The sequence below is a fragment of the Ruania albidiflava DSM 18029 genome (genome assembly GCF_000421225.1).
GTDB classification, from domain to species: domain Bacteria; phylum Actinomycetota; class Actinomycetes; order Actinomycetales; family Beutenbergiaceae; genus Ruania; species Ruania albidiflava.
Genome location: NZ_ATWL01000005.1, coordinates 179,585 through 204,009 on the forward strand (window position 1 = coordinate 179,585; position 24,425 = coordinate 204,009).

General features: G+C 69.0%; 18 protein-coding genes and 1 pseudogene. 6 read left to right on the plus strand and 13 right to left on the minus strand.

Features of this window, described 5'->3' with window-relative positions:
• Positions 1-8 precede the first annotated feature (8 nt).
• Positions 9-2,318 carry an ATP-binding cassette domain-containing protein gene (locus K338_RS21360; RefSeq protein ID WP_022917724.1) on the plus strand — a complete coding sequence of 770 codons (2,310 nt, stop codon included), beginning with the start codon at positions 9-11 and terminating at the stop codon, positions 2,316-2,318.
• A 3-nt stretch (positions 2,319-2,321) separates the two neighbouring features.
• Here K338_RS21360 and K338_RS21365 read toward each other — a convergent pair whose 3' ends face one another.
• From K338_RS21365 to K338_RS0108385, 8 genes are all read right to left on the minus strand, one after another.
• Positions 2,322-3,323, minus strand: a complete 1,002-nt coding sequence (locus tag K338_RS21365; RefSeq protein WP_022917725.1) for a sugar-binding transcriptional regulator — start codon at positions 3,321-3,323, stop codon at positions 2,322-2,324.
• An 87-nt stretch (positions 3,324-3,410) separates the two neighbouring features.
• The gene (locus tag K338_RS0108355) at positions 3,411-4,439 is read right to left on the minus strand and encodes an HAD-IIA family hydrolase (RefSeq protein WP_022917726.1); all 1,029 of its coding nucleotides are present in this window, start codon (positions 4,437-4,439) and stop codon (positions 3,411-3,413) included.
• A gap of 32 nt (positions 4,440-4,471) precedes the next feature.
• On the minus strand, positions 4,472-5,836 hold the full coding sequence (locus tag K338_RS0108360) for an FAD-dependent oxidoreductase (protein ID WP_022917727.1): 1,365 nt from the start codon (positions 5,834-5,836) through the stop codon (positions 4,472-4,474).
• Between the two features lie 35 nt (positions 5,837-5,871).
• Positions 5,872-7,074, minus strand: coding sequence for a M14 family zinc carboxypeptidase (locus tag K338_RS21370; RefSeq protein WP_022917728.1), 1,203 nt, complete (start codon positions 7,072-7,074; stop codon positions 5,872-5,874).
• A 7-nt stretch (positions 7,075-7,081) separates the two neighbouring features.
• Complete coding sequence (locus K338_RS21375; protein WP_022917729.1) at positions 7,082-7,948, minus strand: alkaline phosphatase family protein; 867 nt, start codon at positions 7,946-7,948, stop codon at positions 7,082-7,084.
• 6 nt (positions 7,949-7,954) lie between these two features.
• Positions 7,955-8,782, minus strand: coding sequence for a carbohydrate ABC transporter permease (locus tag K338_RS0108375; protein WP_022917730.1), 828 nt, complete (start codon positions 8,780-8,782; stop codon positions 7,955-7,957).
• The gene (locus tag K338_RS0108380) at positions 8,779-9,747 is read right to left on the minus strand and encodes a carbohydrate ABC transporter permease (protein ID WP_022917731.1); all 969 of its coding nucleotides are present in this window, start codon (positions 9,745-9,747) and stop codon (positions 8,779-8,781) included. The genes K338_RS0108375 and K338_RS0108380 overlap by 4 nt, the downstream gene beginning before the upstream one ends.
• Positions 9,747-11,069, minus strand: a complete 1,323-nt coding sequence (locus K338_RS0108385; RefSeq protein ID WP_084480776.1) for an ABC transporter substrate-binding protein — start codon at positions 11,067-11,069, stop codon at positions 9,747-9,749. The genes K338_RS0108380 and K338_RS0108385 overlap by 1 nt, the downstream gene beginning before the upstream one ends.
• A 506-nt stretch (positions 11,070-11,575) precedes the next feature.
• Between K338_RS0108385 and K338_RS0108390 the strand changes: the two genes are divergently transcribed.
• Together K338_RS0108390 and K338_RS0108395 are read left to right on the plus strand one after the other, a co-directional pair.
• Positions 11,576-13,780 (plus strand): outer membrane protein assembly factor BamB family protein, encoded by a 2,205-nt coding sequence (locus tag K338_RS0108390; RefSeq protein ID WP_157612319.1) that lies wholly within the window; start codon positions 11,576-11,578, stop codon positions 13,778-13,780.
• Between the two features lie 112 nt (positions 13,781-13,892).
• Positions 13,893-16,064, plus strand: coding sequence for an alpha-galactosidase (locus K338_RS0108395; RefSeq protein WP_022917734.1), 2,172 nt, complete (start codon positions 13,893-13,895; stop codon positions 16,062-16,064).
• Between the two features lie 52 nt (positions 16,065-16,116).
• Here the strand turns inward: K338_RS0108395 and K338_RS0108400 are convergent, their stop codons facing one another.
• Positions 16,117-17,508 carry a class II fumarate hydratase gene (locus K338_RS0108400; protein ID WP_022917735.1) on the minus strand — a complete coding sequence of 464 codons (1,392 nt, stop codon included), beginning with the start codon at positions 17,506-17,508 and terminating at the stop codon, positions 16,117-16,119.
• Positions 17,509-17,621: 113 nt separating this feature from the next.
• Between K338_RS0108400 and K338_RS0108405 the strand changes: the two genes are divergently transcribed.
• Complete coding sequence (locus tag K338_RS0108405; protein WP_022917736.1) at positions 17,622-18,074, plus strand: nitroreductase family deazaflavin-dependent oxidoreductase; 453 nt, start codon at positions 17,622-17,624, stop codon at positions 18,072-18,074.
• Between the two features lie 104 nt (positions 18,075-18,178).
• Here K338_RS0108405 and K338_RS0108410 read toward each other — a convergent pair whose 3' ends face one another.
• Positions 18,179-19,303, minus strand: coding sequence for a GuaB3 family IMP dehydrogenase-related protein (locus K338_RS0108410; protein WP_022917737.1), 1,125 nt, complete (start codon positions 19,301-19,303; stop codon positions 18,179-18,181).
• A 124-nt stretch (positions 19,304-19,427) separates the two neighbouring features.
• Between K338_RS0108410 and K338_RS21380 the strand changes: the two genes are divergently transcribed.
• Positions 19,428-20,162, plus strand: coding sequence for an exonuclease domain-containing protein (locus tag K338_RS21380; protein ID WP_022917738.1), 735 nt, complete (start codon positions 19,428-19,430; stop codon positions 20,160-20,162).
• A 92-nt stretch (positions 20,163-20,254) separates the two neighbouring features.
• Here the strand turns inward: K338_RS21380 and K338_RS26570 are convergent.
• The 3 genes and pseudogenes from K338_RS26570 to K338_RS24405 form a co-directional block, all read right to left on the minus strand.
• Positions 20,255-21,171 (minus strand): annotated as a pseudogene (locus K338_RS26570) (ATP-binding protein).
• A gap of 104 nt (positions 21,172-21,275) precedes the next feature.
• Complete coding sequence (gene guaB / locus K338_RS0108425; protein WP_022917739.1) at positions 21,276-22,805, minus strand: IMP dehydrogenase; 1,530 nt, start codon at positions 22,803-22,805, stop codon at positions 21,276-21,278.
• Positions 22,806-22,843: 38 nt separating this feature from the next.
• The gene (locus K338_RS24405) at positions 22,844-23,773 is read right to left on the minus strand and encodes a MerR family transcriptional regulator (RefSeq protein ID WP_245542923.1); all 930 of its coding nucleotides are present in this window, start codon (positions 23,771-23,773) and stop codon (positions 22,844-22,846) included.
• A gap of 330 nt (positions 23,774-24,103) precedes the next feature.
• On the opposite strand from K338_RS24405, the gene K338_RS0108435 reads away from it, so the two are divergent.
• Positions 24,104-24,394 (plus strand): WhiB family transcriptional regulator, encoded by a 291-nt coding sequence (locus K338_RS0108435; protein WP_027286605.1) that lies wholly within the window; start codon positions 24,104-24,106, stop codon positions 24,392-24,394.
• Positions 24,395-24,425 lie beyond the last annotated feature (31 nt).

Sequence of the window (24,425 nt, forward strand, 5' to 3'; positions counted from 1 at the left end):
TGCCGAGCATGACCACTTCCGCGATGATCTTCCGTGGTGTCACCGTCAACAACCTGGTCGGCCTGGACCTGGACATCCCCCGCGAACAGCTCGTGGTGATCGTGGGCCGGTCCGGGTCGGGCAAGTCCTCCCTGGTGGCGGACACGCTCGCTGCCGAGGCCGGTCATCAGCTGAACGAGACGTTCCCACCGTTCACCCGCAACCGGCTGCCGAAGTGGACCCGGCCGCACGCTGAACGCATCGAGGGGCTGTCCCCGGTGATCATGGTGGACCAGCGCCGCATCGGCGGGAACGCCCGGTCGACCGTCGGCACGATCACCGACACCTGGACCTACCTGCGGCTGCTGTTCTCCCGGTTGAGCACCCCGCACGTGGGTGAGTCGGGCCGGTTCTCGTTCAACGACCCGACCGGGATGTGTCCGGCCTGCTCCGGTCTCGGGGAGGTGGTGGTCAGCGCCGTGGAGAAGTTCCTGGACCTGGACCGGTCGTTGGTCGACGGCGCGATCCGGCTGCCCGGGTTCGGTCACGGGGGGTACTGGTACTCCCAGTACGCGGACATCGGGGCCTTCGATGCTGACACCCCGCTGCGGGAGTGGACCACCGAGCAGCGCCAGGCGTTGCTCTACGGCGGCCGGGCCGCGGCGGCGCTCGGCGACCGGGCCCCGTCGGACTACGAGGGTGTGGTGGACCGGTTCGAGCGCATCTACCTGCACACCTCCGACCATCTCTCGGAGCAGAAGCGGGCCACGATCGCCGCGTTCACCCGCTCGGGCACCTGTCCGGACTGCACCGGCGAGCGGCTGAACGCTGCGGCCCGCGCGGCGCGGGTGCACGGGCGCAGCATCGGCGAGCTGACCCGTCTGGAGCTGACCGACCTGGCGGAGGTGGTCGGCGAGATCCACGAGCCGCAGGTGGCGCCGGTGGTCCAGGCGCTGATCGAGCGGCTGGAGGCGATGATCACCATCGGACTGGGCTACCTGACCCTGTCCCGGGCCACCAGCACCCTCTCCGGTGGGGAGTCCCAGCGGGTGAAGATGGTCAAGCACCTGGGCTCGAGCCTGACCACGATGACCTACGTCGTCGACGAACCGACCGTGGGACTGCACACAGTGGACGTGGCCGCGATGCTGGAGCTGCTCCTGCGGCTGCGGGATGCAGGGAACAACGTGATCGTCGTCGAGCACGACCCGGAGGTGATGGGCTGGGCCGACCAGCTGATCGAGCTCGGCCCCGGGGCAGGGTCGGCCGGTGGCCGGCTGGTCTACCAGGGCCCCTGGTCCGGCCTGCTGAGCGCGGACACCCCGACCGGCCGCGCCCTGCGCCGTGCTCCCCCAGATCCACGCGCCGCGCGGAGACCTGCCGGCTGGCTCACCGTGCGCGACGCCGACCGGAACAACCTGCAGCACCTGACCGTGCAGATCCCCACCGGGGTGCTCACCGTGCTGACCGGGGTGGCCGGCTCGGGCAAGTCGAGCCTGGCCGGCGAGCTGGTCGCCCAGCACGGTGCCACCGTTGTGGACCAGCGGCCGGTGGCGGCCAACCGGCGGTCGACGCCGATCACCTACACCGGCATCGCAGCACCGGTCCGCTCCCTGTTCGCGCGCACCACCGGGGTCCCGGCCCGGCTGTTCTCCGCCAACTCCGACGGCGGGTGCCCGGACTGTCAGGGCCTGGGCGTGATCTACACCGACCTGGCGTTCCTCGACGGGCAACAGCTGCCGTGCCGGACCTGCCGGGGCACGCGGTTCCGCGCGGAGGTGCTCGAGCACACCGTCAGCGGGCTGAGCATCGCGGACGTGAACGACCTGACCGTGGACCAGGCCGTCGAACGGCTGCCGGACCCGGGGATCGCCCGCCGTCTCGACCAGCTGCGCCAGGTGGGGCTCGGGTACCTGCGGCTGGGTCAGTCGCTGAGCACCCTCTCCGGCGGCGAGTGCCAACGGGTGAAGATCGCCAAGGAGCTCCGTGAGACCACCGAGCCCACCACCTATGTGCTCGACGAACCCACCACCGGGCTGCACCTGGATGATGTGGAGGTGCTCACCGGGGTGCTCGACCGGCTGCTGGAGCCCGGGCACACTGTGGTGGTGATCGAGCACAACCTGCAGGTCGTCCGGCGCGCCGACTGGCTCATCGACCTCGGTCCGGGGCCCGGGCGCCATGGCGGGCGCGTGCTCTACCAGGGTCCGGTGCGCGGGTGCACCGACACCAGCACTCCGACCGGCGCGGCGCTGCAGGCGCCGAGCAGGTTCCCGGCGGCGCACCAGGATCGCTGGCGTGGCGGAGCTGGTGCTGACCGGCCGACCGCTCTGGGCTGATCCTCACGCGCCGTTCGGCGCCTCGAGCAGCTCGCGGGCGGTCACCTCGTCGATGATCAGCTCACCCACGTGCCCGCCGTGCAGAGCCGCGTCCAGTGCCTCCAGCTTGTGCGATCCGGAGACGACGCAGATCCGCCGGGCGATGCTCTTCAGCTTCTCCAGGTTCGGGCCGGTGCTGCGGTTGTTCATCCGGATGGCACCGGACTCGCCCTGCTTGTCGAAGAAGGTGGCCGCGATGTCACCGACCGCGCCGTCCTGGGCCAGCTGCGCGAAGTCCTCCTCGGTCAAGAACGATCCGTACAGGTGCGGTGAGCTGGGCACCCCGGTGCTGACCGTGCCGATGCTGAACAGCGCGACGTCCGCCTTCTCCCCCAGCTGGCGGACGTGCGAGAACGCCTTCTCCGAGTGCGACAGCCGCTTCAACCGCTCGGTGTCGAAGAAGATCGGCGCCGGGAGCTGCTGCACGTTCGCCCGGAACGCCTCGCCGTACCGGTTCATCATCGCGTGCGCGTAGTGCACCCCGATGCCGGTGCCGTGCCCGATCCCGTTGAGCTGGACCAGCTTGCAGTTGGTGACCGCCTTCGGTTTGAGCCGGTAGCTGATGGCGTTGACCATCGTGCCCCACGCGATGGCCAGGACGGTGTCATGACTGACGACCTCGTGCAGGAGCTCGGCACCGTAGGCGGCCGTCCGGGCGTGCCGCTCCTCCGGTCCGGTGTCCTCCGGCACGGTGACGACTGTGGCATCGACACCGTAGGCCTCGTGCAGGTCCCGTTCGATCGCGGTGGCGCGCAGCTCCGGCCGTGCGACCCTGATCTCGACGATCCCTGCTTCGCGCGCGAACGCCAGCAGCCGGGAGACTGTGGAGCGCGAGACGTCGAGGTCGCGCGCGATCGCCTCCATCTTCTTGTCCTCGTGGTAGTACGCCAGCGCCGCCGCCTGGGCCAGGCGAGAGTGCCGCGAGCGCGGGCCTTGCGCTGTCGGCCCGTCGACGTCCGTCGTCATCCCGCGCTCCCTCGGTGACTTCCTCGTACCTCCCCCAGCCCCGTCAGTATAGAGATCTGAGGCCTTGCTCCGAGTGCTGTCGACCGGTCAGCCGCTGAGGATCAACCTGGCTGGTCCACGTTCTAGCACGGTGCTGACACCTGCCCGGTCGCTGGCCGACCAGGCGGCAGCGCAGCCGGCTCGTAGCTCGTCCAGGGTGAGCGCTGCGTCGTCGCACAGGTCCTGGTCCTGCTCGGGTCGGTGCAGCCGCACTGTCCCCTCAGCCACGCTCGCGACGGCGGTGCCGCACCTCCACCGGTCGCCCTCACCCCGGGTGGGGGCCGGGTGGGTCTGGCCCAGGGCACGCAGGTCGAGGCCGACGAAGTCGGGGCGTTCGGGGGGTGCTGCCCGCAGCAGGTCGACCGGGCCATCCACTCCGGTGAGCACATGCAGGCTGGCGTAGCCGGCCGCACGGGCTCCCGCGATGTCGCCGCTGAGCCGGTCGCCCACCACCAGGGGGTGGCTGCCACCGCTGCGGCGGGCAGCCTGGTGGAAGATCCACGCCGCAGGCTTGCCGGCCTCGGCAGCGGGGCGTCCGGTCGCGTGCGTCACGGCGGCGACCATCGACCCGTTCGCCGGCACGATGCCACGGTCTGTCGGCACTGTCGCATCCAGGTTCGTCGCCACATGGGTGGCCCCGGCCTTGATCGCCCGGACCGCCTCGGCGAGATCGCTCCAGCCCAGCGAGGTGCTCATCCCTTGTACGACGACGGTGGGTGCGTCATCGGCACAGGTCACCACCTCCAGGCCTTCAGCGAGCAGAGCTTCGCGCAGGGCGTCGCTGCCGATGGCCAGGACTCGGGCCGGTGGGCCGGCCTCGGCGGCGACCAGCCGTGCGGCGGCCTGCGCAGAGGTGATGACCTGTGCTGGCTCGGCTGGGACGGCGCAGCTGGCAAGACGCTGCGCCACCTGTGCCGGGGACCGGGAGGCGTTGTTCGTCACGAACGTCAGTGCCATCCCCGCCGTGCGCGCTGTCTCCAGCGCGCCAGCGGCGTGTGGCACAGCCTCCCGGCCCCGGTACACCACACCGTCCAGGTCGAGCATGGCCACGTCGAAGAGCTGGTGCAGCGGCCGCACAGCTGCCTGCAGCGCCCCGTGGCCGTCGGTGCTCAGTGGACTGCTTCGGCTACCGCATGTGCGGAGCCGAGGTAGGCGCCACGGCTGACCAGCTCAGCCTGCAGCTGGGCGATGTCCGCGCTGCGGACCTGTCGGCCCGCCTGCACGGCCTGGGCCGAGGCGATCCCAGCAGCCTCTCCCATCGCAAACGATGGTGGCATCACCCGCACGGCGGCCAGCGCCTCGTGCGTGGCGGAGATGCACCGGCCGGTGACCAGCAACCCGTCCAGCTGTGCAGGCACCAGACTCCGGTAGGGGATCTCGTACTCGTTCGCCGTCGGTGGGATCCCATCATCGAAGGGACCCTGGTTGCTGGACGGACTGTGGATGTCCACCGGGTACCCAGCCACGGCGATCACATCCTCGAAGTGCCGTCCGGTGACCAGGTCGTCCAGGGTGAGCTCATACACACCGCTGACCCGCCGGGACTCCCGCACCCCGATCGTGGCAGCAGTGTCGATCAGCTTGCAATCACCCAGACCGGGCAGCTCCTTGCGGAAGAAGTCCATCAGCAGGTCCACCTGCCGGCGAGCAGCGATCTCCGCGCGGGTCAGGTCGCCCGCATCGGTGCCATCCAGACCCAGCACACGGGTGGTGTTGATCCGCCACACCCCAGGCTCCAGCGTCTTGAACAGCTGCACCCCGCGCCGCGGCAGCGTGTAGCGCCCAGAGCTCGTCGCCTCCTCCACGATGCTCTCGAACGGGAAGAGCTCCTCCGGATGCTCCCGCTTGTACTGCTCGACCGCCTCATCATCGACATTACCGATACGGAAGAACAGCGTCATCGGCTGCATCAGCCCGTCACTGTCACGACCCATCGCGAACTCAGCACCAGCAAGTGCAGCAACGTCCCCATCACCGGTGGCATCGATCACCGATCCTGCCGGTAGGAAGGACATCCCGGACTTGTTCACCACCACCACACCCCGCAGCCTGCCCTCCTCCACGACCGCATCCACCGCCCAGGTGTGCAGCAGCAGGTCGACGTCCTCCTCCAGCACCATCTCCTGCGCGACCCGCTTGGCAGCCTCAGGATCGAACGGGGTGACCGCATCATGACCGAAGCGGATGAACCCCGAGTACGGCGACCCACCCTTGGTCTGCGACGGGTGGACCGCACCACCCCGGGCCTCCATCCGCCGCACGAACTCATCGAAGACCCCACGGACCAGCTGGGTCTGACCATCCAGCGAAAAAGACGTCATGCACGGCCCGACCAGCCCGGCGGTGAGGTTCCCGCCGAGAAAGCCGAACCGTTCGACCAGCCGGACCGATGCGCCGCTGCGAGCAGCTGCGACGGCCGCGGCTAGTCCTGCTGGGCCGCTGCCCACCACCAGGACGTCCGTCGGCTCTGCCACCGGAATCGTTCGTGTGTACGTGCGTGTGTCCACTCTCATCCTTCTGTTGTTGGTTCCGGCCCCGTGCCCCTCGACGAGGCCGTTCGTGTGCGCAGGTAGCGCTCGAGTGCCCGGACAAGGTCCGCGCCGAAGGCGCGCGCACTCGTGGCGTTCACCTCGGTTCCTTCTGCCTCGGCATACGGGAACTCGAGGATCGTGTGCAGACCGGCGCCCGCTTCGTCGTCCAGGAACCAGCCGATCGACTGCTGCGGGACGGTTCGTTCGTCACGGGAGACGTAGTTCTTGGCCACGTTCCAGGCGGTGCCGAACGGGAGGTTGTTGCTGCTCCGGTACGGCAGCGGGCCGGTGGCCACCCGCTCCAGCTCCTCGGAAAGCTGCTCCACCAACGCCCAGTTCTGTGCATCAGGCGAGCCGACGAAGTAGATCCGCTCGTTGGTCGGTCGCGGGGTGATGTTCGGGCAGTGCAGGTCCAGCACCGCGTCGAACGGCGGTCTGGCCGGGTCCCGCAGCAGGTCCCGGATGGCGCGCACCGAGGCGTAGATCCCCTCGGTGGGCCCATAGTCGCGGCCATGGTCGTGCGGTGCCCGGTTCTTCCCCTGGTCGCCAGCCTCCACGCCGTCGAGATCGACGAACGGCACCACCACGATCTCGACCCGCTCGCGCAGCCACCGGGCTGCCTGGTCGTCCGCCCCCAGCACGTGCTCCATCGCACCTTCGAGCACGTGGCTGGCCATCATCTCGCAGCTGTGGTGCCGGCAGGTGAGCAGCACCCGGGCCTGCGCGCCGCCGTCGGTGCGTCCGAACCTCAGCACCTGGACGCTGCGCCCACCCTCGGAACGGGTCAGCTCGCGCCGTTCCAGTCCGCCTCGGCCCTCGAACCGACCCAGGAACCGCTCCAGGTCCGCCGCGGTGTACGGCATCCCGACCGAGAACCGCACCTCGGGGCAGCCCTGTGGGACGTCGAAGGCGAACGAGCCGTCCTGGACGGCCGCAGCGCCCAGCCACCGCCACGAGCGCCCCTCGTCGAGGCTCACCGCTGGCCCGCGGGCAGCGATCGGTACGGTGGGGGCACCGACGACCCGCACCCGCAGCCGGCGACCGGCGCAGTCCCGGACCCGGAAGTACCAGTAGAACCAGGTCCCGATCGTGTCCCGCAGGTCGGGCCGGATCTCGATCTCGTCCTCGGCGAGCACCTCGATGAGCGCATTCCCGCCGGGGAAGTCGGTGTCGGTCAGCATGCAGCGCTCAGCGCAGGCTCTTGCCGGGGAGGCGTTCGGGCACCGGGATGCCGAGATGGGTCAGCGCGGTCGGCGCGATGTCGATGTTCTCTGCCTCATCCGCCCACACCCCGTCCGCGCTGGGCTTGCCGTCGGCGCCGAGCACGCCTGCCACGACGAACGACTGGCGCTCCTGCCACGAGCCGCCACCGTGCCCACCCTCGTCGAGGTGACCATGGTCGGTGGTCACCATCACCAGCCACTCCTCGTCTGCGAAGTCGGGGCGGCTCCGGATGCTGTCGATCAGCCTGCCCAGGCGCACGTCCTGGCGGGCGATGGCCTGCTCGTACTCCGCGCCGACGCCAGAGGCGTGCGCGATCTGATCGGTCTCCCCCAGGTAGACGAACGCCAGGTCAGGGTCGCCGGTGCTCAGCTGGCGTTCGGCCGCGTCTTGGATCACCGGGTCGGTCTCGGTGAACTTGCCCGGATACTCACGCCGGTCCACCCAGTCCACGGTGCGCACCCCAGGGCCGAAGAGCGGGCCGGGACCGAACGTGGTGCCGAAGATCAGCGCCGACGCTGCCCCGTAGGTGTTCAGCGTGGGTCGTTCGCAGTAGGCGGTGGTGAGCAGCTCCGGGTACCGGTGCAGACGGTTGAGCTCCTCCTCGTTGCCCATCACGCCATGCTGATCGGGCCACACACCGGTGAGGATCGTGGACCAGCCCACCGCTGTGACGGTCGGCGCCACCGTGATGTCGGGCAGGGTGGTGCCCCACCAGCGTCCGCTGTCGGCAAGCGCGGTGAGCGCAGGCAGGATGAGCCGCCGTGCCGTGTCGTCGCGCACACCGTCCCACCCGACCAGGAGCACCTTGGGTCGTCGTCCTTCATGCTGCATCGTCTGTCATCCCTTCACGGCACCGGCCGCCAGGCCGGCCTTGAGCTGTCGTTGGCCGAGCACGAGCACGATCGTGGTCGCGGCCATCACCATCACCGTCGCAGCCATCACCATGGGCCACTGGGTCGTCGCTTCGCCCTGCATCGACCGCAACCCGATCTGCACGGTCCGCACCCGGTCGTCGGTGGTGACCAGCAATGGCCAGAGGTACTTGTTCCAGGTGTTGATGAACGTGTACACGGCCAGGGTGGCCAGCATCGGGCGGGACAGCGGTACCACCATCGAGACGAAGAACCGGAACCGGGAGGCACCGTCGATCTGCGAGGCCTCGAAGAGCTCGTGCGGCAGCGTGCGGAACGCCTGGCGCAGCAAGAAGATCCCGAAGGCGGACGCCAACGACGGCACGGTCAACCCTTGGAACGTGTTCAGCCAGTTCAGGTCCCGCACCGTCTGGAAGTTCACGATGATCGTGGCTTCCCACGGGATCATCAGGGTGGACAGCATCACGCCGAACAGCACACCCCGCCCTCGGAACCGGATGAACGTAAACGCGAAGGCCGCCATAGAGCACGTGATCAGCAGAGCGACCATGACGATGAGCGACATGATCAGCGTGTTCAGCAGGTAGTGCAGGAGCGGAAACTTCCCGAACGCGTCCACGTAGTTGCTGAAGTCCAGCGGCCAGGTCGGCAGCACGGCCCCGGCGTTGAAGTCCGCCTGGGACATCAGGCTGGCCGAGATGGCGTAGAGCAACGGAAACGACGTCATGAAGGCGGCGACGATCAACGCGATCCACACCAGGATGCGGGAGAGGCGGCCCTGGACGAGTCTCATTGGTAGTGCACCTTTCGCTCCCCGAACCGGAACTGCACGGCGGAGAGCACCACCACGATCAGGAACAGGATCACCGTCTGCGCACTGGCGTAGCCCACCTGCCGGTGGACGAATGCGTTCTGGTAGATCTCGTACACGATCAGGTTCGTCGCCCCGGCCGGTCCGCCCTGGGTCAGGATGTCGATCTGCCCGAACGACTGGAAGGAGTCGATCACCAGCACGATGCTCACGAAGAACAACACCGGAGAAAGCAGCGGCACGGTGATGTTCCGTAGCTGCCGCCACCGACCCGCACCATCCAGCGACGCGCTCTCGTACAGCTCGGTCGGCAACGACTGCATCCCACCCAGCAGCACGATGAACGTGAAGCCCAGGTGCATCCAGATCGTGGTCAGCGAGACCGAGATGAGTGCCACGTTCGGGTCCGTCACCCAGCCGACGGGGGAGATCCCGAAGATTCCGAGGAATGCGTTCAGGATGCCTTGGCTGGGGTGGAAGATCAGCCGCCAGACCACGGCTGCTGCCGCTGCCGAGATCGCGAGCGGGAGAGCGTAGACCGTGCGGAAGAAGGCCATCCCACGGAGCTTCTCGTTGGCGAGGACCGCCAGACAGAGCGCGATCGCCATCGTGGTCGGCACGACCATCACCGCGAAGGACACGGTCGCCACCAGGCTCTGCCGGAAACCGTCCGAGGTCAGCGTGGCGATGTAGTTCCCCAGGCCGGCGAACACAGTCGGCAGTCCGCGCACATTGGTGTTGAAGAAGCTGAGCCAGCCGGCCTTGATCGCCGGGTAGAACAGGAAGACGGCGAAGATCACCAGCACGGGGGACAGGTACGCCAGTCCACTGAGCAGGTTGCGCCATTCGCGGCGTCGGCGCAGTCGGCGCCGTTCCGGGGACTCGTGGGGCGGCTGGGCGCGCCCGGTGCTCCGGGCGCGCCTAGCCTTGGTGTCGACTGCTGTCATCAGTTCTGGTTCGCCTGGTTGTATGTCTCGAGCTGTGAGGTGATCTCCGCAGCGGACTGGTCGAGCACGGTCTGTGGATCACCGCCGTCGTACAGCGCCTCCCAGACGTCGGAGAGCTCTGATGTGGCGCTCACACCCGACAGCGAGCTGAGACTGTTCGGGTCCTCGCCATCGGCCAGCTCCTGGTTGTTCGCCGAGGCGAGCGCCGGGATCTCGTCCATCGCGTCGATGAGGACCTGCTCGTCGTAGGCCTCCTCGACCACCGGGAAGTACCCAGTGTTGGCCGCCCACCGGGCTTGCACCTCCGGCGAGCTGGCGAAGCGGACGAACTCGTAGGCGGCCTGCTGCGTCTCCTCCGGGGCGTCGGCGAAGATCGCCATCCCGTTGCCGCCGGTGCTCACGCCCGCCGAGGTCTCCCCCTCAGGTACCGGCAGGGGCATCGAGTCGAACGCGAAGTCCGCCGACTGGGTGTGCATGATCGTGGCCGCTGTGGTGTCCCCGATCATGCCGACCTGACCGGCGTACCAGGGCTGGCGCAGGTCGTCGAAGGAGCGCCCGTAGTTGCCGGTCAGCCCCTCCTCGTACATCTCCTGGATCCAGGTCATCGTCTCCACTCCGGCGGAGCTGTTGAAGACCGCTTCCGTCGGCGGTGCCTCGCGACCGTTCCCGTTGTCGAGCAGCGGTTCACCGCGCAGCCCCATCAGGGTCTGGACCACTCCGCCGTCGATGAGGAAGGCAGCCCCGTAGTCCATCCCTGCTTCTTCCTGCAGCGTGCGGGCTGCCTCCTCGAAGTCCTCGTAGGTCTGCACCTCATCGGGGTCCAACCCGGCCTCCTCGAAGGCATCCGCGTTGTAGAAGACCACGTTGGTCGACGCCGACTGGGGCATGTACTGCAGGGCCCCGTCCATCGACCAGGAGGCACGAAGCACCGGCTGCAGACTCTCGATGTCGAACTGGTCATCAGCGTCGATGAACTCCTGCATCGGCGTGATCAGGCCTGCCTCGACCGTTTCGCGCATGTTGCCCATCTGCATCACGTCCGGGGCTTCGTCGGTCCCGACCACCTGGAGCAGCTTGGTGTAAGCCTCGTCGTACATACCCTGTTCGGAGGCATTGACGACGATCTCCGACTGGCTGTCGTTGAAGTCGTCGACAATCTCTTGGAAGGCCTCGCCGTTGTTGCCGCGCATCGAGTGCCACAACGTCACCACGATCTGACCCTCAGCGTCTGTGGTGGGCTCGGAACCGGCGCAGCCACTCAGCATCAAGGCACCGGCACCGATCGCCGCAACCCCGACCACGCTCTTTCGTAGTGCCTTCATGCTCCACTCCTCTATGGGTTCGAATATGAGGTGAAACTCACCACCGAACGAGTCTCGAACACGTTCAACGTACTCCCTCCGCGAGTCAGGTCCCCACCATCTGCACGTATGTGCACCGTTGTCCTTCGCTCATTTCGCGCAACAAACCTCGATCTGCACGAACGCGCACGCGCCGTGGCGGTGGGAGGACAGTTTCAGCCGCGTGCCGCGGGCGGCGGCAGCGCAGCGCAACTCAGCACCTGTGTAGCGATCGACGTGTCGGTCAGACCGCAGCCCGCTGCGACGACGCAATGATCAGGATCGACGTCAGCGCTGCAGCGACGGCGACCTCGTCGGAGCTTCTGGGTCTTGCACGATTGTGCACGTCGGCCGGGAACTCTTGCAGGACATGGCGGCGGTGGTCAGAGTGACTCCCACCGGGGCTCAGCCCCACCCGTTGCGGGACCCCAGACCGGAAGCAGCCAGTGCGGCGCCGGTCGTTCGACACCGACCGGAAGGACACCCCCATGTCAGACAGTGCTGTCTCGATCAATCGCCGCCAATTGCTCGCACTCACGCCGCTGCCACTGGTCACCGCGCTACCAGGCCTGTCGGCGCTGCCGGCACAAGCGGCCGAAGAGCCGAGCGACGGGCAGGTGATCGCCTTCATCACCGATGTGCACGTCAACCCCGAGGACGAGGTCAAGGTGGCGCGGGCCCGCGCCTGTGCCGATGCCCTGGTCGAGCTCGATCCTGATCTGGTCCTGCATGGCGGTGACCTCACTGATCACGGCACCGAACGAGCGCTGCGCACCTGGATGGAGATGTTCCCACCCGCGTTCCGCGAGCGGCTCCACCACGTACCGGGCAACCACGAGACCCACTGGAACAACGATGCGTACCAGGCCTACGAGTCCGAGGTCGGACCGCGCATGTACTCCATCGACCTCGATGACATCCACATCGTCTTCACCGACACCTCCATCGAACAGCAAGGCGTCGCCGACCTCGACGACCAGCAGATCTCCTGGCTCCGCCGCGACCTGGCCACGGCAGCCGGTCGCCCCATCCTGGCGGTCGGCCATCACGTGCTCGCCTTGACGCCGAACCAGATCCGCAACGCTGACAAGGTGCTCGACGTCCTCACCGAGGCCGGTGCCCATGCCTACCTGTGCGGACACATCCACAGCGAACGCAACAACGTGGTCAACGGGCTGACCGAGCTCACCGGCGTCTCCAACGGCGAAGAACCCGGTTACTACACCCTGACCCGGAAGACCACCGAGGACGGTGACGTGCTCGAGGTGGAGCGCGTCGATATCGCCGACCCCACCGACCCCGACGTGGAGCCGGGCCGTCGCTCGCTGCCGGCGATCGACCTGGCACCCGCCAACCGCAACCGGCTCCAGCCCACTCGCGCCGAGGTCCAGGTCACGGAGACTGGCCTGAAGGTCGACGTGGATCTGGCACCCGATGCGCAGCCGGAGAAGGTCGAGGCCGCGGTGATGGGGCCGAGGCTAGCCAGTGGCACCATCGACAACTTCGAGCTCCTGCGAGCCGACCAGAACACCTGGTCCGGCATCCTCGACCTCACCGATGTCCCGGCCGGCGAGAACCGCGCCTTCGTCAGGGTCTCCGCCCCGGGCGGTAACGGACCGGTGGGCGCGAACCTGTGGCACACCACGATCCACTTCGAGCTGGACGGGTTCACCCCGGACTGGACCTTCCGTCTCCGTGGGACAACCTCGGCCGCGCTCATCTCGGACCAGGACCAGGTGATCACCGCCACTACTGCGGGCCACGTGTGGGCGATGCGCAGCGCGGGTCGCGGCGTCCAGCCGGCCTGGCGAGCCCACATCGGTCCTGTGTACAACGACCCGGCCGCCATCGCCGACCAGCACCAGATCTTCTTCCCCTGCGCCGATCATCATGTCTATGCGCTGGACTCCACCGACGGTGCGCTGCTCTGGCGAACTGATGTCGGCGCCCCAGTGGGATCGGACCTGACGGCGACCACCATCGACGGCGACGACGCCGTGCTCGCGATCGCTGCCGACTCCTTGTACTGCCTGGATGCGGCCGACGGTTCGGTCCGGTGGAGCCAACAGCTGACCGGGATCAGCGGTGGCCCGGCCACCTGCGACGGCGACCGGGTCTACCTCGGCGTCGGTGACGGGAAGACCTGGGCCTTCGACGCTCGCACCGGCGAACCAGAGTGGAGCATCGAGCAGGCAGAGGGTTACACCGACGTCTACGGCCAGCTGCGCCACGGGCCGTGGCAGGCGCAGCGCCTGCTGCTGCCGGAGAACGCGATCCTCGCCTGCAGCAAAGACTCGATGCGGGCCGTAGACCGCAGCAGTGGCGACCGGATCTGGGAACGGGAGGGGCCGTTCGGTGTCTCTCCGGCCCCGCGGATGTGGCGCGAGCGCATCCTGGTGGTCAGCGAGCAGGGTACGGTCATGCTCCTCGACCCCGCGACAGGTGACGCCGAGCTGGAGGTCGAGACGGTCCCGTACATCAAGAACGCGGACTACCTGGTCCGAGACTCCACCGTGATCGTGACCAGCGCTGGCGGGCTGGTGGCGACAGTGGACCTGGAAGACGGGAGCAGCCAGATCCTTGGACAGATGGCACCCGACTACGTCTTCAGCACACCCGTGCTCTCCGCGGACGGGGGCCACTACATCGTGGCCACCATGAACGGGGACCTGCGCAGCTACCCGCTGCCCTGACCGGCCGGTGCTCGCTGCACAGATCCCCGGGCTGCCGCCGGTCTTGCATCGCAGCCACAGATACTGAAGCCTCACCCATGGCAACCACCACGACCAGCTCTGAAGGAACCCTGTGACTCTTGATCAGTTTTCTCTGCCCGACGGCGGTACTCGCCTGTCTTTTCGTAGTTCTGGGGCGCAGGTGGTGCTGGAGGTGCCCACCAGCGGTCTGCCGCGGGTGCTGCACTGGGGGCAGGACCTGGGCGCGCTGAGTGCCGCCGACCTGGACGCCCTGGTCGCCTCCGGGCCGCAGCGAGCGCTGACCGGCCTGCCCAGCAACGGTGTCCCCGCCGCGTTGCTGCCCTCGCCAGCGGACGGCTGGTTGTGGACCCCGGGGATCACCGGGCACCGGGAGGGTGCGGACTTCTCTCCGGCGTTCACTGTGACGGGGGTGCAGGTGCTGGCCTCGGACCGGCCGGAGATCGCCCACCACGTGCAGGTCACAGCCTCGGACTCGGTGGCGGGTCTGGACCTGAGCATCGAGGTGCAGCTGGCGGCCTCCGGGGTGCTGCGTACCCGTGCGCAGGTGACCAACACCGGCCAAGGAGTCTACGACCTGGCCACCCTGGACCTGGCGCTGCCGGTGCCCCCGCAGGCCACTGAGCTGATGGACATGACCGGCCGCCAGCTGCGGGAACGCTCCCTGCAGCGGATGCCGCTGACCATCGGCACGCACCTGCGGGAGTCTCGCCGGGCGTCGGCGCACGAGGCCAGCCTGTTCACCGCGGCCGGGGAGGCGGGGTTCTCCTGGCGCTCCGGGCGGGTGTGGGCCCTGCATGTGGGCTGGTCGGGCAACACCCGCAGCTATGCCGAGCGGACGAACACCGACGTGACGACGTTGGCGGGTGGGGAGCTGCTGCTTTCCGGAGAGGTGCGCCTGGCCGAAGGTGCCTCCTACACCTCACCGTGGATCTACGCCTCGGCCGGGGTGGGCCTGGACGAGGTGGCCTCCCGGTTCCACGACTTCCTGCGCGCCCGGCCCGAGCACCCCCGCAGCCCGCGGCCGGTGACGTTGAACGTGTGGGAGGCGGTCTACTTCGACCACGACCTGGACAGGTTGGTGGCCTTGGCCGACCGGGCCGGACGGGTCGGGGTGGAACGGTATGTGCTCGATGATGGCTGGTTCCGCCACCGCCGGGACGACACCGCAGGTCTGGGCGACTGGTACGTGGCCGAGGACGTCTGGCCCGATGGCCTGGGCCCGCTGGTAGCGGCAGTACGCGAGCGGGGCATGCAGTTCGGACTCTGGTTCGAACCAGAGATGATCAACGAGGACTCCGACCTGGCCCGGGCCCACCCGGACTGGATCCTCGCCCCCGGCCAGCGCCTGCCGGTGCGCCACCGCCACCAGCAGGTGCTGAACCTGACCATCCCGGAGGCCTACACCTACCTGCGCGACCGGATCAGTGCCCTGGTGAGCGAATACCAGATCGACTACATCAAGTGGGACCACAACCGGTCCCTGGTCGAGCCGGGCACCCGGGCCACCGGCCGGCCCGCCGTGCACGCCCAGACGCTGGCCGTCTATGACCTGATCGACGAGCTCAAGGCCACCCACCCAGGCCTGGAGATCGAGTCCTGCGCCAGCGGCGGGGGCAGGATCGACCTGGGCATGATGGCCCACGCCGACCGCATCTGGGGCTCGGACTGCAACGACCCCACCGAACGCCAGCTGATCGAGTCCGGCACCCGGCTGCTGCTCCCACCCGAGCTGATCGGCTCCCACATCGCCTCCCCCACCTCCCACACCACCGGACGCACCCACACCCTGACCTACCGGGCCGGCACCGCGTTCTTCTCCCACCTGGGCATCGAGTGGGACCTCACCTCAGCCACGGAAGAGGACCTGGACCAGCTCACCGACTGGATCCGCGTGCACAAGACCCACCGCCACCTGCTGCACACCGGCACGGTGGTCCGCGCCGACCACCTGCCCGAAGGCGGCTGGTGCCACGGCGTGGTAGCAACCGACCAGACCGAGGCGATCTACGCCGTCGTGAACCTGCGCAGCGCAGCGGCCGCCCCGGCAGGGCGGATCCAGCTACCCGGGCTGGACCCGGAGGCCACCTATCGGGTGCGTGCCCTGCCCCCTGCGGATGCGAGCGAGCCGCTGGCCACGCACGGGACGCCGTCGTGGTGGGCCGACGGGCTGACCATCAGCGGCCGGCTGCTCGCAGAGCTGGGCATCCAGCCACCGGCACTGAACCCCGAGCGACTGGTGCTGCTGCACCTGCACCAAGTCTGAGACCGCGGACGGGTGCGGGCTGCCCGCATCGGCGTGGCAGCCCGCCCGGCGGTCAGGGGTGGGTCATCGACATCACGTCCAGCGCGGTGTCCAGCTGCTCGGCGGTGACCTCCCCGCGCTCGACGTACCCGAGGTCCTCCACGGCCTGGCGGATGGTGATGCCCTCGGCGATCGCGTGCTTGGCGATCTTCGCGGCCGCCTCGTAGCCGATGTAGCGGTTCAGCGGGGTGACGATCGAAGGTGAGGACTCGGCCAGCCTCCGGGCGTGGTCCACGTTCGCGGTGATGCCGTCCACGCACTTGGTCGCCAGGTGCTCCGCGGCGTTGGCCAGCAGCGTGATCGACTCCAGCAGGTTGCGGGCCATCACCGGCAGCATCACGTTCAGCTCGAACGACCCGGTGGTGCCGGCGAAGGCGATCGCCGCATCGTTGCCGATCACCTGGGCACAGACCATCAGCACGGCCTCCGGGATCACCGGGTTCACCTTCCCGGGCATGATCGAGGAGCCGGGCTGCAGGTCCGGCAGGGCGATCTCGCCCAGGCCGGTGCGCGGTCCGGAGCCCATCCAGCGCAGGTCGTTGCAGATCTTCACCAGGGACACCGCGATCGTGCGCAGCTGCCCGGAGGCCTCCACCAGGGAGTCCTGCGCGCCCTGCGCCTCGAAGTGGTTCGGTGCCTCGGTCAGCGGCAGGCCGGTGTTCTCCGCGACCAGCTCGATCACCCGGCCAGCGAACCCGACCGGGGTGTTGATACCGGTGCCGACCGCAGTACCGCCCAGCGGCAGCTCGGCCAGTCGGGGCAGTGCGGCAGCGAGCCGATCGATACCGTTGCGGACCTGCTGGGCGTAACCGCCGAACTCCTGGCCGAGGGTGACCGGTGTGGCGTCCATCAGGTGCGTGCGCCCGGCCTTGACCACCTCCGCGTACTCGTCGGCCTTGCGCTGCAGCGAGGCCGCGAGGGTCTCCAGCCCGGGCAGCAGCTCGGAGATCACTGCCTGGGTGGCGGCCACGTGGATGGACGCAGGGAAGGTGTCGTTGGAGGACTGCGAGGCGTTCACGTGGTCGTTCGGGTGCACCTCGAGCGCCTCGGTGGAGGCCAGCGTGGCGATCACCTCGTTGGCGTTCATGTTCGAGGAGGTGCCGGACCCGGTCTGGAATATGTCGATCGGGAAGTCGTGGTCGAACTCCCCGGAGATCACCCGGTCGGCGGCGGCGCGGATCGCCTCGGCCCGCTCCGCGTCCAGCACGCCGAGCTCGCTATTGGCCCGTGCCGCGGCGCGCTTGATCTGCGCGAGAGCGGCGATGTGGTGGCGGGAGATGCCCGTCCCGGAGATCTGGAAGTTCTCCACCGCGCGCTGCGTCTGCGCCCGGTAGGTGGCGTCCTTGGGTACCCGCACCTCGCCCATGGTGTCGTGCTCGATGCGGTAGGCGGTCTCGTCGGTCATCAGCTGTTCACTGCTCCACTTCGCTCCAGGTCTGGTGCCTGGGGCCAGTATCGCACCCGGTCGGTGCCACTCGAGAGTGGAACATTCGCGCCCCGCCGCGGGTTGGCAGAGGTATGGCACAGCGCGAGGTCGACCGGCAGAACTACGTCCAGCCCGCCACCGACTGGGTGCGCAAGCAGCTCGATGCGATCGATGCAGCCGGCGGGGACACCGCTGCCGTGGAGGTCCAGGGCCGACCGGTGGTCGTGGTGACGATGATCGGGGCACGCTCCGGCCGGCCGCGCCGGGTGCCGCTGATGCGCGTAGCACACGAGGGGCGGTACCTGGCGGTGGCCAGCAAGGGCGGTGCACCCACGAATCCGCAGTGGGTGGCCAACCTGCGCACCCACCCCGACGAGGTCAGCGTGCTCGACGGCACCGTCGAGACGCCGATGGCAGCCCGAGAGCTCACCGGTGCCGAGCGCGCCACCTGGTGGCAGCGGGCGGTCCAGGCATTCCCGTCCTATGCGGACTACCAGCAGAAGGCTGACCGACAGATCCCGGTGTTCCTGCTCGAACCGCGGTGATGCTCGAGCCCACCGGGGTCGACTGGGGCCGGGTGGGCAGTTGACTCACGCCTCGGCCAGCCGCGCAGTCACCGCCGGCACCTGGTCGCCGAGGACGGCCCGGCTCACTTCGGGGTGTACGGGGAGAGCACGACCTCCACCCGCTGGAACTCCTTGACGTCGGAGTACCCGGTGGTGGCCATCGCCCGGCACAGCGCACCGAACAGGTTCGTGGTGCCGTCCGCGCGGGTGCCCGGGCCGAACAGGATCTGCTCCAGGCTGCCCACGGTGCCGACCCGGACCCGCTCACCGCGCGGCAGCTGCGGGTGGTGCGCCTCGGAGCCCCAGTGCCAGCCCCGGCCGGGCGCCTCCTCGGCCCGGGCGAGCGCAGCACCGAGCATCACTGCGTCCGCACCGCAGCCGATCGCCTTGACCAGGTCACCGCTGCGGCCCACACCGCCGTCGGCGATCACGTGCACGTAGCGACCACCGGACTCGTCCAGGTAGTCCCGCCGGGCAGCGGCGACGTCCGCGACGGCGCTGGCCATCGGTGCGTGGATGCCCAGGGTCTGGCGGGTGGTGTGCGCGGCACCGCCGCCGAAGCCCACCAGCACCCCGGCTGCACCGGTGCGCATCAGGTGCAGCGCTGCGGTGTAGGTTGCGGCGCCGCCGACGATCACCGGCACGTCCAGCTCGTAGATGAACCGCTTGAGGTTCAGCGGCTCGGCCTGGCCGGAGACGTGCTCGGCGGAGACGGTGGTGCCGCGGATGACGAACAGGTCCACCCCAGCAGAGACCACGGTGCGCCAGTGCTCCTGGGTGCGCTGCGGGGACAGCGCACCGGCCACGGTCACCCCCGCCGCCCGGATCTCCTGCAGCCGCTCGGTGATCAGCTCGGGGATGATCGGCGCCGCGTACAGCTCCTGCATCCGAGCCGTGGCGGTCTCCGGCGGCAGCTGGCCGATCTCGGTGAGCAGCGGCTCCGGGTCCTCGTACCGGGTCCACAAGCCCTCGAGGTCGATCACCCCGATGCCGCCCAGCTTGCCGAGCATGATCGCCGTGTCCGGGCTCATCACCGAGTCCATCGGCGCTGCCAGCAACGGCAGGTCCACCTGGTAGGCGTCGATCTGCCAGGTGATCGACACCTCCTCCGGGTCGCGGGTGCGCCTGGAGGGCACCACTGCGATGTCGTCGAAGGAGTAGGCGCGGCGACCCCGCTTGCCTCGGCCGATCTCGATCTCGTTGCTCACCCCAGCAGATTACCGGTCGCGGCGAGCCGGTCGATGCCCCTTCACCGTTCTCGGCGCGTACGACCGGACGTTGTCAGTGCCCTGTGGCACGGTGAAGCCATCGACGGACCGAAGCGAGGCACTCATGACCTGGATCGATGGACCACTGCTGGGGTTCGACACCGAGACCACCGGCGTGAACCCGTTCCGAGACCGGATCGTCACGGCGGCACTCGTGGGACGAGGCAGGCACGGTACCGAGGAGCGCACGTGGCTGATCGACCCCGGTGTGGAGATCCCGGAGCAGGCCGCCGCGATCCACGGCATCAGCACCGAGCACGCGCGCGCACACGGCATGGCTCCGCGCACGGCACTGCGACAGATCGCCGCCGAGCTGCTCGCAGCGTTCACCCACCACATCCCCGTGGTCGCCTACAACGCGGCCTTCGACCTGACGATCATCGAACGGGAGCTAGAGCGGCACAGGTTGCCCACGATCGGTGAGCAGCTCGGCCGACCGCTCGCTCCAGTGCTCGACCCGCTGGTGATCGACCGTGGGGTGGACCGCTACCGCAAGGGAAAGCGCAAGCTGGTGGACCTGTGCGGGCACTACGGTGTGCAGGAGTCCGGGGCGCTGCACACAGCGGATGTGGACGTGGCCGCCACGCTGGACGTGCTCGCCGCACAGGCCCAGGTGCACCCGCAGATCATCGAGCGCAGCTTGGTGGAGCTGCACGAGTGGCAGTCGGCCAAGCACCGGGAATGGGCCACCGGGTTCAACGAGTGGCGCGCCCGGAAGGGCCTCGACGGGCCGGGCGCCGGCCTGGAGTGGCCGCTGCACACGGTGGAGGGAGACGCGCCGGCGGCCAAGACCGCCTGACCACCCCCGCGAACGCCCTCGTTCGCGACCAGCAAGCGCTTCCCCGCCGCGAACCGGAGCGTTCGCTGCCTTATCGCGCGGCAGCAGAGTGGTCAGTTCTGGGTCACGGTCCAGAGCGCTTCGAGCGGGAGTGCGGTGAGGCGGTCGCCCACGGCATGTGTGCGGTCCCCGGTGTGCAGCACGTAGCCGCCGACGAACCGTTCCCCAAGACGGTCTCGCAGGACCGCAAGCCCAGCCGTGTCTTTCGACTGCACCGTTGCCGCCGCTTTCGTCTCGATGCCTACTACGCGTCCATCGGGAGCCTCCAGGATCAGGTCGACCTCCAGCCCGCGACTGTCCCGGTAGTGGTACATGGCAGCACGCTGCTCGCTCCATCCGAGCTGGCGGCGCACCTCCCCGGTCACGAAGCACTCCAGCAGCCCCCGGTCGCCGGATGGGTCGGGCCCAGAGCCTCCGGTGTGAGCCCGAGGAGGCTTGACGCCAGACCGCTGTCGAGGGTGAAAAGCTTGGGCTGCTTGATCTCGCGGGAGGTCAAGTTGACCGACCACGCGGGTAGGACGTGCACGAGGAACAGCGTCTCGAGAAGCTTGACGTACGGGCCCAGGGTCCGTCGCGGAATCCCGGCATCGTTGGCCAACGCGGTCCACACCGTCGTCGAACCGCTGCGGGCGGCGATCAGGCGAAGAAGCCGCGGCAGGTCGGCCAGGCGCTGCAGGCCCGAGATGTCCACCGCGTCTCGGTTGACGATGCGGTTCACATAGGTCTGGTACCAGTCCGACCGACGCCGGACCGACTCCCGCGAGAGCGCCTCGGGATAGCCGCCGGCACAAGCGCGATCCAGGTAGTCGCGTCGACGCAAGGTGCTCTGAACACGAACGGGGGTAGTCCGGCCGAACACAACATCGACGAACGACCCCGTCCGCGACTCCAGCTCGCTCTGGCTGAATGAGTGCAGCACCAGGCTCTCCGCCCGTCCCGCCAGCGACTCATGCGCTCGCCGTTTCGCCACCCCGTGCTCGCCGTTCCACCAACCCGGAACGCCCCGTTGTGCGGCATCCCGGGCGCAGCTCGCCGCGAAAGCGAGCGTTCGCGAACCGTGTGGGTGGGTGGAGGTCAGCGGTAGTTCGGCGCCTCGGCGACCATCTGTACGTCGTGCGGGTGGGACTCCTTCAGCCCGGCGGGGGTGATCCGCACGAACTGACCGCGCTGCTGCAGCTCCGGCACCGAGCGGGCGCCCACGTAGAACATCGACTGGTGCAGCCCGCCGGCGAGCTGGTGCACCACCTGGGCGAGCGGGCCCCGGTAGGGCACCTGCCCCTCGATGCCTTCGGTGATGATCTCCTCGTCCGACAGGTCGCCCTGGAAGTAGCGGTCCTTGGAGTAGGAGCGGCGGTCCCCGCGAGACTGCATCGCTCCGAGCGAGGCCATCCCCCGGTACCTCTTGTACTGCTTGCCGTTGACGAACACCAGGTCCCCCGGGGACTCGTCGCAGCCGGCGAGCAGCCCGCCGAGCATCACCGAGTCCGCCCCGGCCACCAGTGCCTTGGCGATGTCTCCGGAGTACTGCAGTCCGCCGTCACCGATCACCGGGACGCCGGCCGGCTTGCACGCCAGCGCCGCCTGGTAGATGGCGGTGACCTGCGGCACGCCGACACCGGCCACCACGCGGGTGGTACAGATCGAGCCGGGGCCTACCCCGACCTTGACCGCGTCCACACCGGCGTCCACGAGCGCCTGTGCTCCCTCCCGGGTGGCGATGTTGCCGCCGATGATCTGCACGTGCTTGGTGCCCGGGTCGCTCTTCAGCCGGCGGACCATGTCCAGCATCAGCCGGGCGTGGCCGTTGGCGGTGTCCACCACCAGGGCGTCCACACCGGCCTCCACGAGCGCGGTCACCCGGTCCCAGGCGTCGCCGAAGAACCCGACGGCAGCACCCACGCGCAGCCGGCCCTCCTCGTCCTTGGTGGCTAGCGGGTACTGCTCGGACTTCACGAAGTCCTTCACCGTGATCAGGCCGCGCAGCACCCCGGCGGAGTCGACGAGCGGCAGCTTCTCTACCTTGTGCTTGCCGAGCAGGGCGGCAGCCTCCTCGGTGGAGATGCCCACGTCGCCGGTGACCAGCGGCATCGGGGTCATCGCCTCGCGCACGGAGGTGGTGGCGAAGTCGGCTACGGAGATGAACCGGATGTCCCGGTTGGTGATGATGCCCAGGAGGACTCCGCCGTCATCGACGACAGGCAGACCGGAGATCCGGTACTTGCCGCAGAGCTCGTCCATCTCCTCGATGGTGGCCTCCGGGGAGATGGTCAGCGGGTTGGTGACCATGCCAGACTCGGACCGTTTGACCAGGTCCACCTGGCTCGCCTGGTCGGCGATCGGCAGGTTCCGGTGCAGGATGCCCAAGCCCCCCTGGCGGGCCATCGCGATCGCCAGCCGGGCCTCGGTGACCGTATCCATCGCCGCAGAGACCAGCGGCACCGCCAGAGACAGCTCCCGGGTGAGCCGGGTGGAGGTGTCCACCTCGCTCGGGATGACGTCGGTCTCCCCGGGCAGCAGCAGCACATCGTCGTAGGTGAGACCCACGAAGGAGAACGGGTCACGGGAGTGGGCGGCGGAGGAGGAAACGGCGAACGGCTCGGTCACCGTTCGATGATAACCGTGCTACCTGTCCGCCCGGCACGTCAGTGGCGCAGCACCCGGCGCTCGACGAGGAGGTCGTGGATCTCGTGCACTGCCCCGGCGAGCGTCCGCGCCCGCGGTAGCTGCGCCAAGGCCGCCGGCAGCTCGGCGGGCGAGACGATGAACGGCAGGCAGTCGGTGTCCGCGAGCGCTGCGGCCACGTTCTCTGCGTGTGCCGGCGGTCCGAGCAGCACCACCAGCTGCACCCCCGCGTGGGTGACCGTAGCGGCGATGTCGATCTGCCGACCACGCCGCGCAGGCCGCAGCACGCGTACTCCGGCCCCCTGCAGCGCCAGCTCCGCGGCGAGCACGTGCGCATCCAGGCGCCGGTCCGCGTCGGCGTGGATGAGCACCGCATCGGCCTCGCTCCTGGTGTCGACGACGGTGCGCACCACGGCCAGGAGGGCCGCCTCGAGCGCAGCGGCCGGGTCTCGTCCGGGCCGGTCACCGTGGTCGCGCGCCTCGACCAGGTCCATTGCCGGGCGCACCAGCGTCTGCCAGGCGGTGAGCACCTCGTCCTCGCCGACCGCACGGGCGATCATCCGGCGCAGCCGCACGTCGTCGGCCTCCACCGCCGCCGCTGCCAGCGACAGCGGGTCGAGCACCTCGTCCGCTGCGTCCTCGCCCCCTTCGCCGGGCAGCACCAGGTCCTCGTCACCGGCGTCCAGCCCACGGGCCAGCCGCGCGGCGTCCGCCGGGGCCACCCCCTCCCGGGTGAGGCGACGCATCGTCTCCAGCCGGGTGACGTCGTCAGCGTCGTAGCGCCGGTGCCGACCCGCAGTGCGTGCGGACGGTCCCAGACCGTAGCGCCGCTCCCAGGTACGCAACGTGGACGCTGCCACCCCGAGCCGGCCGGCGACGGCAGCAACGGTCAGCCGGATGCCGTCGTCCAGAGGACGGGGCCGCTCGTTGCCGGATCGCGCCGCTGCCACGTCTCGCTCCTCTCCCAAGGCCGTCATCTCGTCTGCAAGCAGACCGACGGCAGGCACCCGGTCGCTCCACTCTGCGGGACTGCCCTGAGGTTACGGGCCGCACCGGTCCTGAACAACTTGACCTGCCATCACGAACCATTTTCGCATGACCCTTGAACAACTTCTGAATGAGTTGTACGTTGGCGGCAGCAACAGAGGACAACATCCGGCGCACCGCAGCTCGCGGCCCACCCGAATCCTCAGCGTGAAGCAGACGAGCACGACACAACGGTCCATCCGGTCAGCACAAAGGCATCACTGCCGACCGGCCGAACGAAGGAAGGTGGCATCGTGGCAGAGCTTTCAAGGCTTCCCGGCCCAATCATGGATCTGTGGGAATGGCAGTACCAGGGGGCGTGCCGGCAGACCGGCGACGAGCAGTTCTTCCACCCGGAGGGTGAGCGCGGTGCCGCACGTCGACGACGAGACGCGAACGCCAAGGCGATCTGCGCCACCTGCCCGGTGATCCAGCAGTGCCGTGAGCACGCGCTGCGGGTGCGCGAACCCTACGGTGTGTGGGGCGGGCTGACCGAGGACGAGCGCGCGGCGATCCTCGCCCGCGAGACACCGGCCGCCAGCTGATCCCCTAGCAACGACGAAGGCCCCGACCTGC

What these genes read in the sequence shown, in the direction of transcription:
- K338_RS21380 (WP_022917738.1), top strand. Translation starts at nt 19,428, where the DNA reads ATGACCTGGATCGATGGACCACTGCTGGGGTTCGACACCGAGACCACC.
- K338_RS0108400 (WP_022917735.1), bottom strand. Translation starts at nt 17,508, where the DNA reads ATGACCGACGAGACCGCCTACCGCATCGAGCACGACACCATGGGCGAG.
- K338_RS21375 (WP_022917729.1), bottom strand. Translation starts at nt 7,948, where the DNA reads ATGCAGCATGAAGGACGACGACCCAAGGTGCTCCTGGTCGGGTGGGAC.
- K338_RS21370 (WP_022917728.1), bottom strand. Translation starts at nt 7,074, where the DNA reads ATGCTGACCGACACCGACTTCCCCGGCGGGAATGCGCTCATCGAGGTG.
- K338_RS0108380 (WP_022917731.1), bottom strand. Translation starts at nt 9,747, where the DNA reads ATGACAGCAGTCGACACCAAGGCTAGGCGCGCCCGGAGCACCGGGCGC.
- K338_RS0108385 (WP_084480776.1), bottom strand. Translation starts at nt 11,069, where the DNA reads ATGAAGGCACTACGAAAGAGCGTGGTCGGGGTTGCGGCGATCGGTGCC.
- K338_RS21365 (WP_022917725.1), bottom strand. Translation starts at nt 3,323, where the DNA reads ATGACGACGGACGTCGACGGGCCGACAGCGCAAGGCCCGCGCTCGCGG.
- K338_RS0108375 (WP_022917730.1), bottom strand. Translation starts at nt 8,782, where the DNA reads ATGAGACTCGTCCAGGGCCGCCTCTCCCGCATCCTGGTGTGGATCGCG.
- K338_RS0108405 (WP_022917736.1), top strand. Translation starts at nt 17,622, where the DNA reads ATGGCACAGCGCGAGGTCGACCGGCAGAACTACGTCCAGCCCGCCACC.
- K338_RS21360 (WP_022917724.1), top strand. Translation starts at nt 9, where the DNA reads ATGACCACTTCCGCGATGATCTTCCGTGGTGTCACCGTCAACAACCTG.
- K338_RS0108390 (WP_157612319.1), top strand. Translation starts at nt 11,576, where the DNA reads ATGTCAGACAGTGCTGTCTCGATCAATCGCCGCCAATTGCTCGCACTC.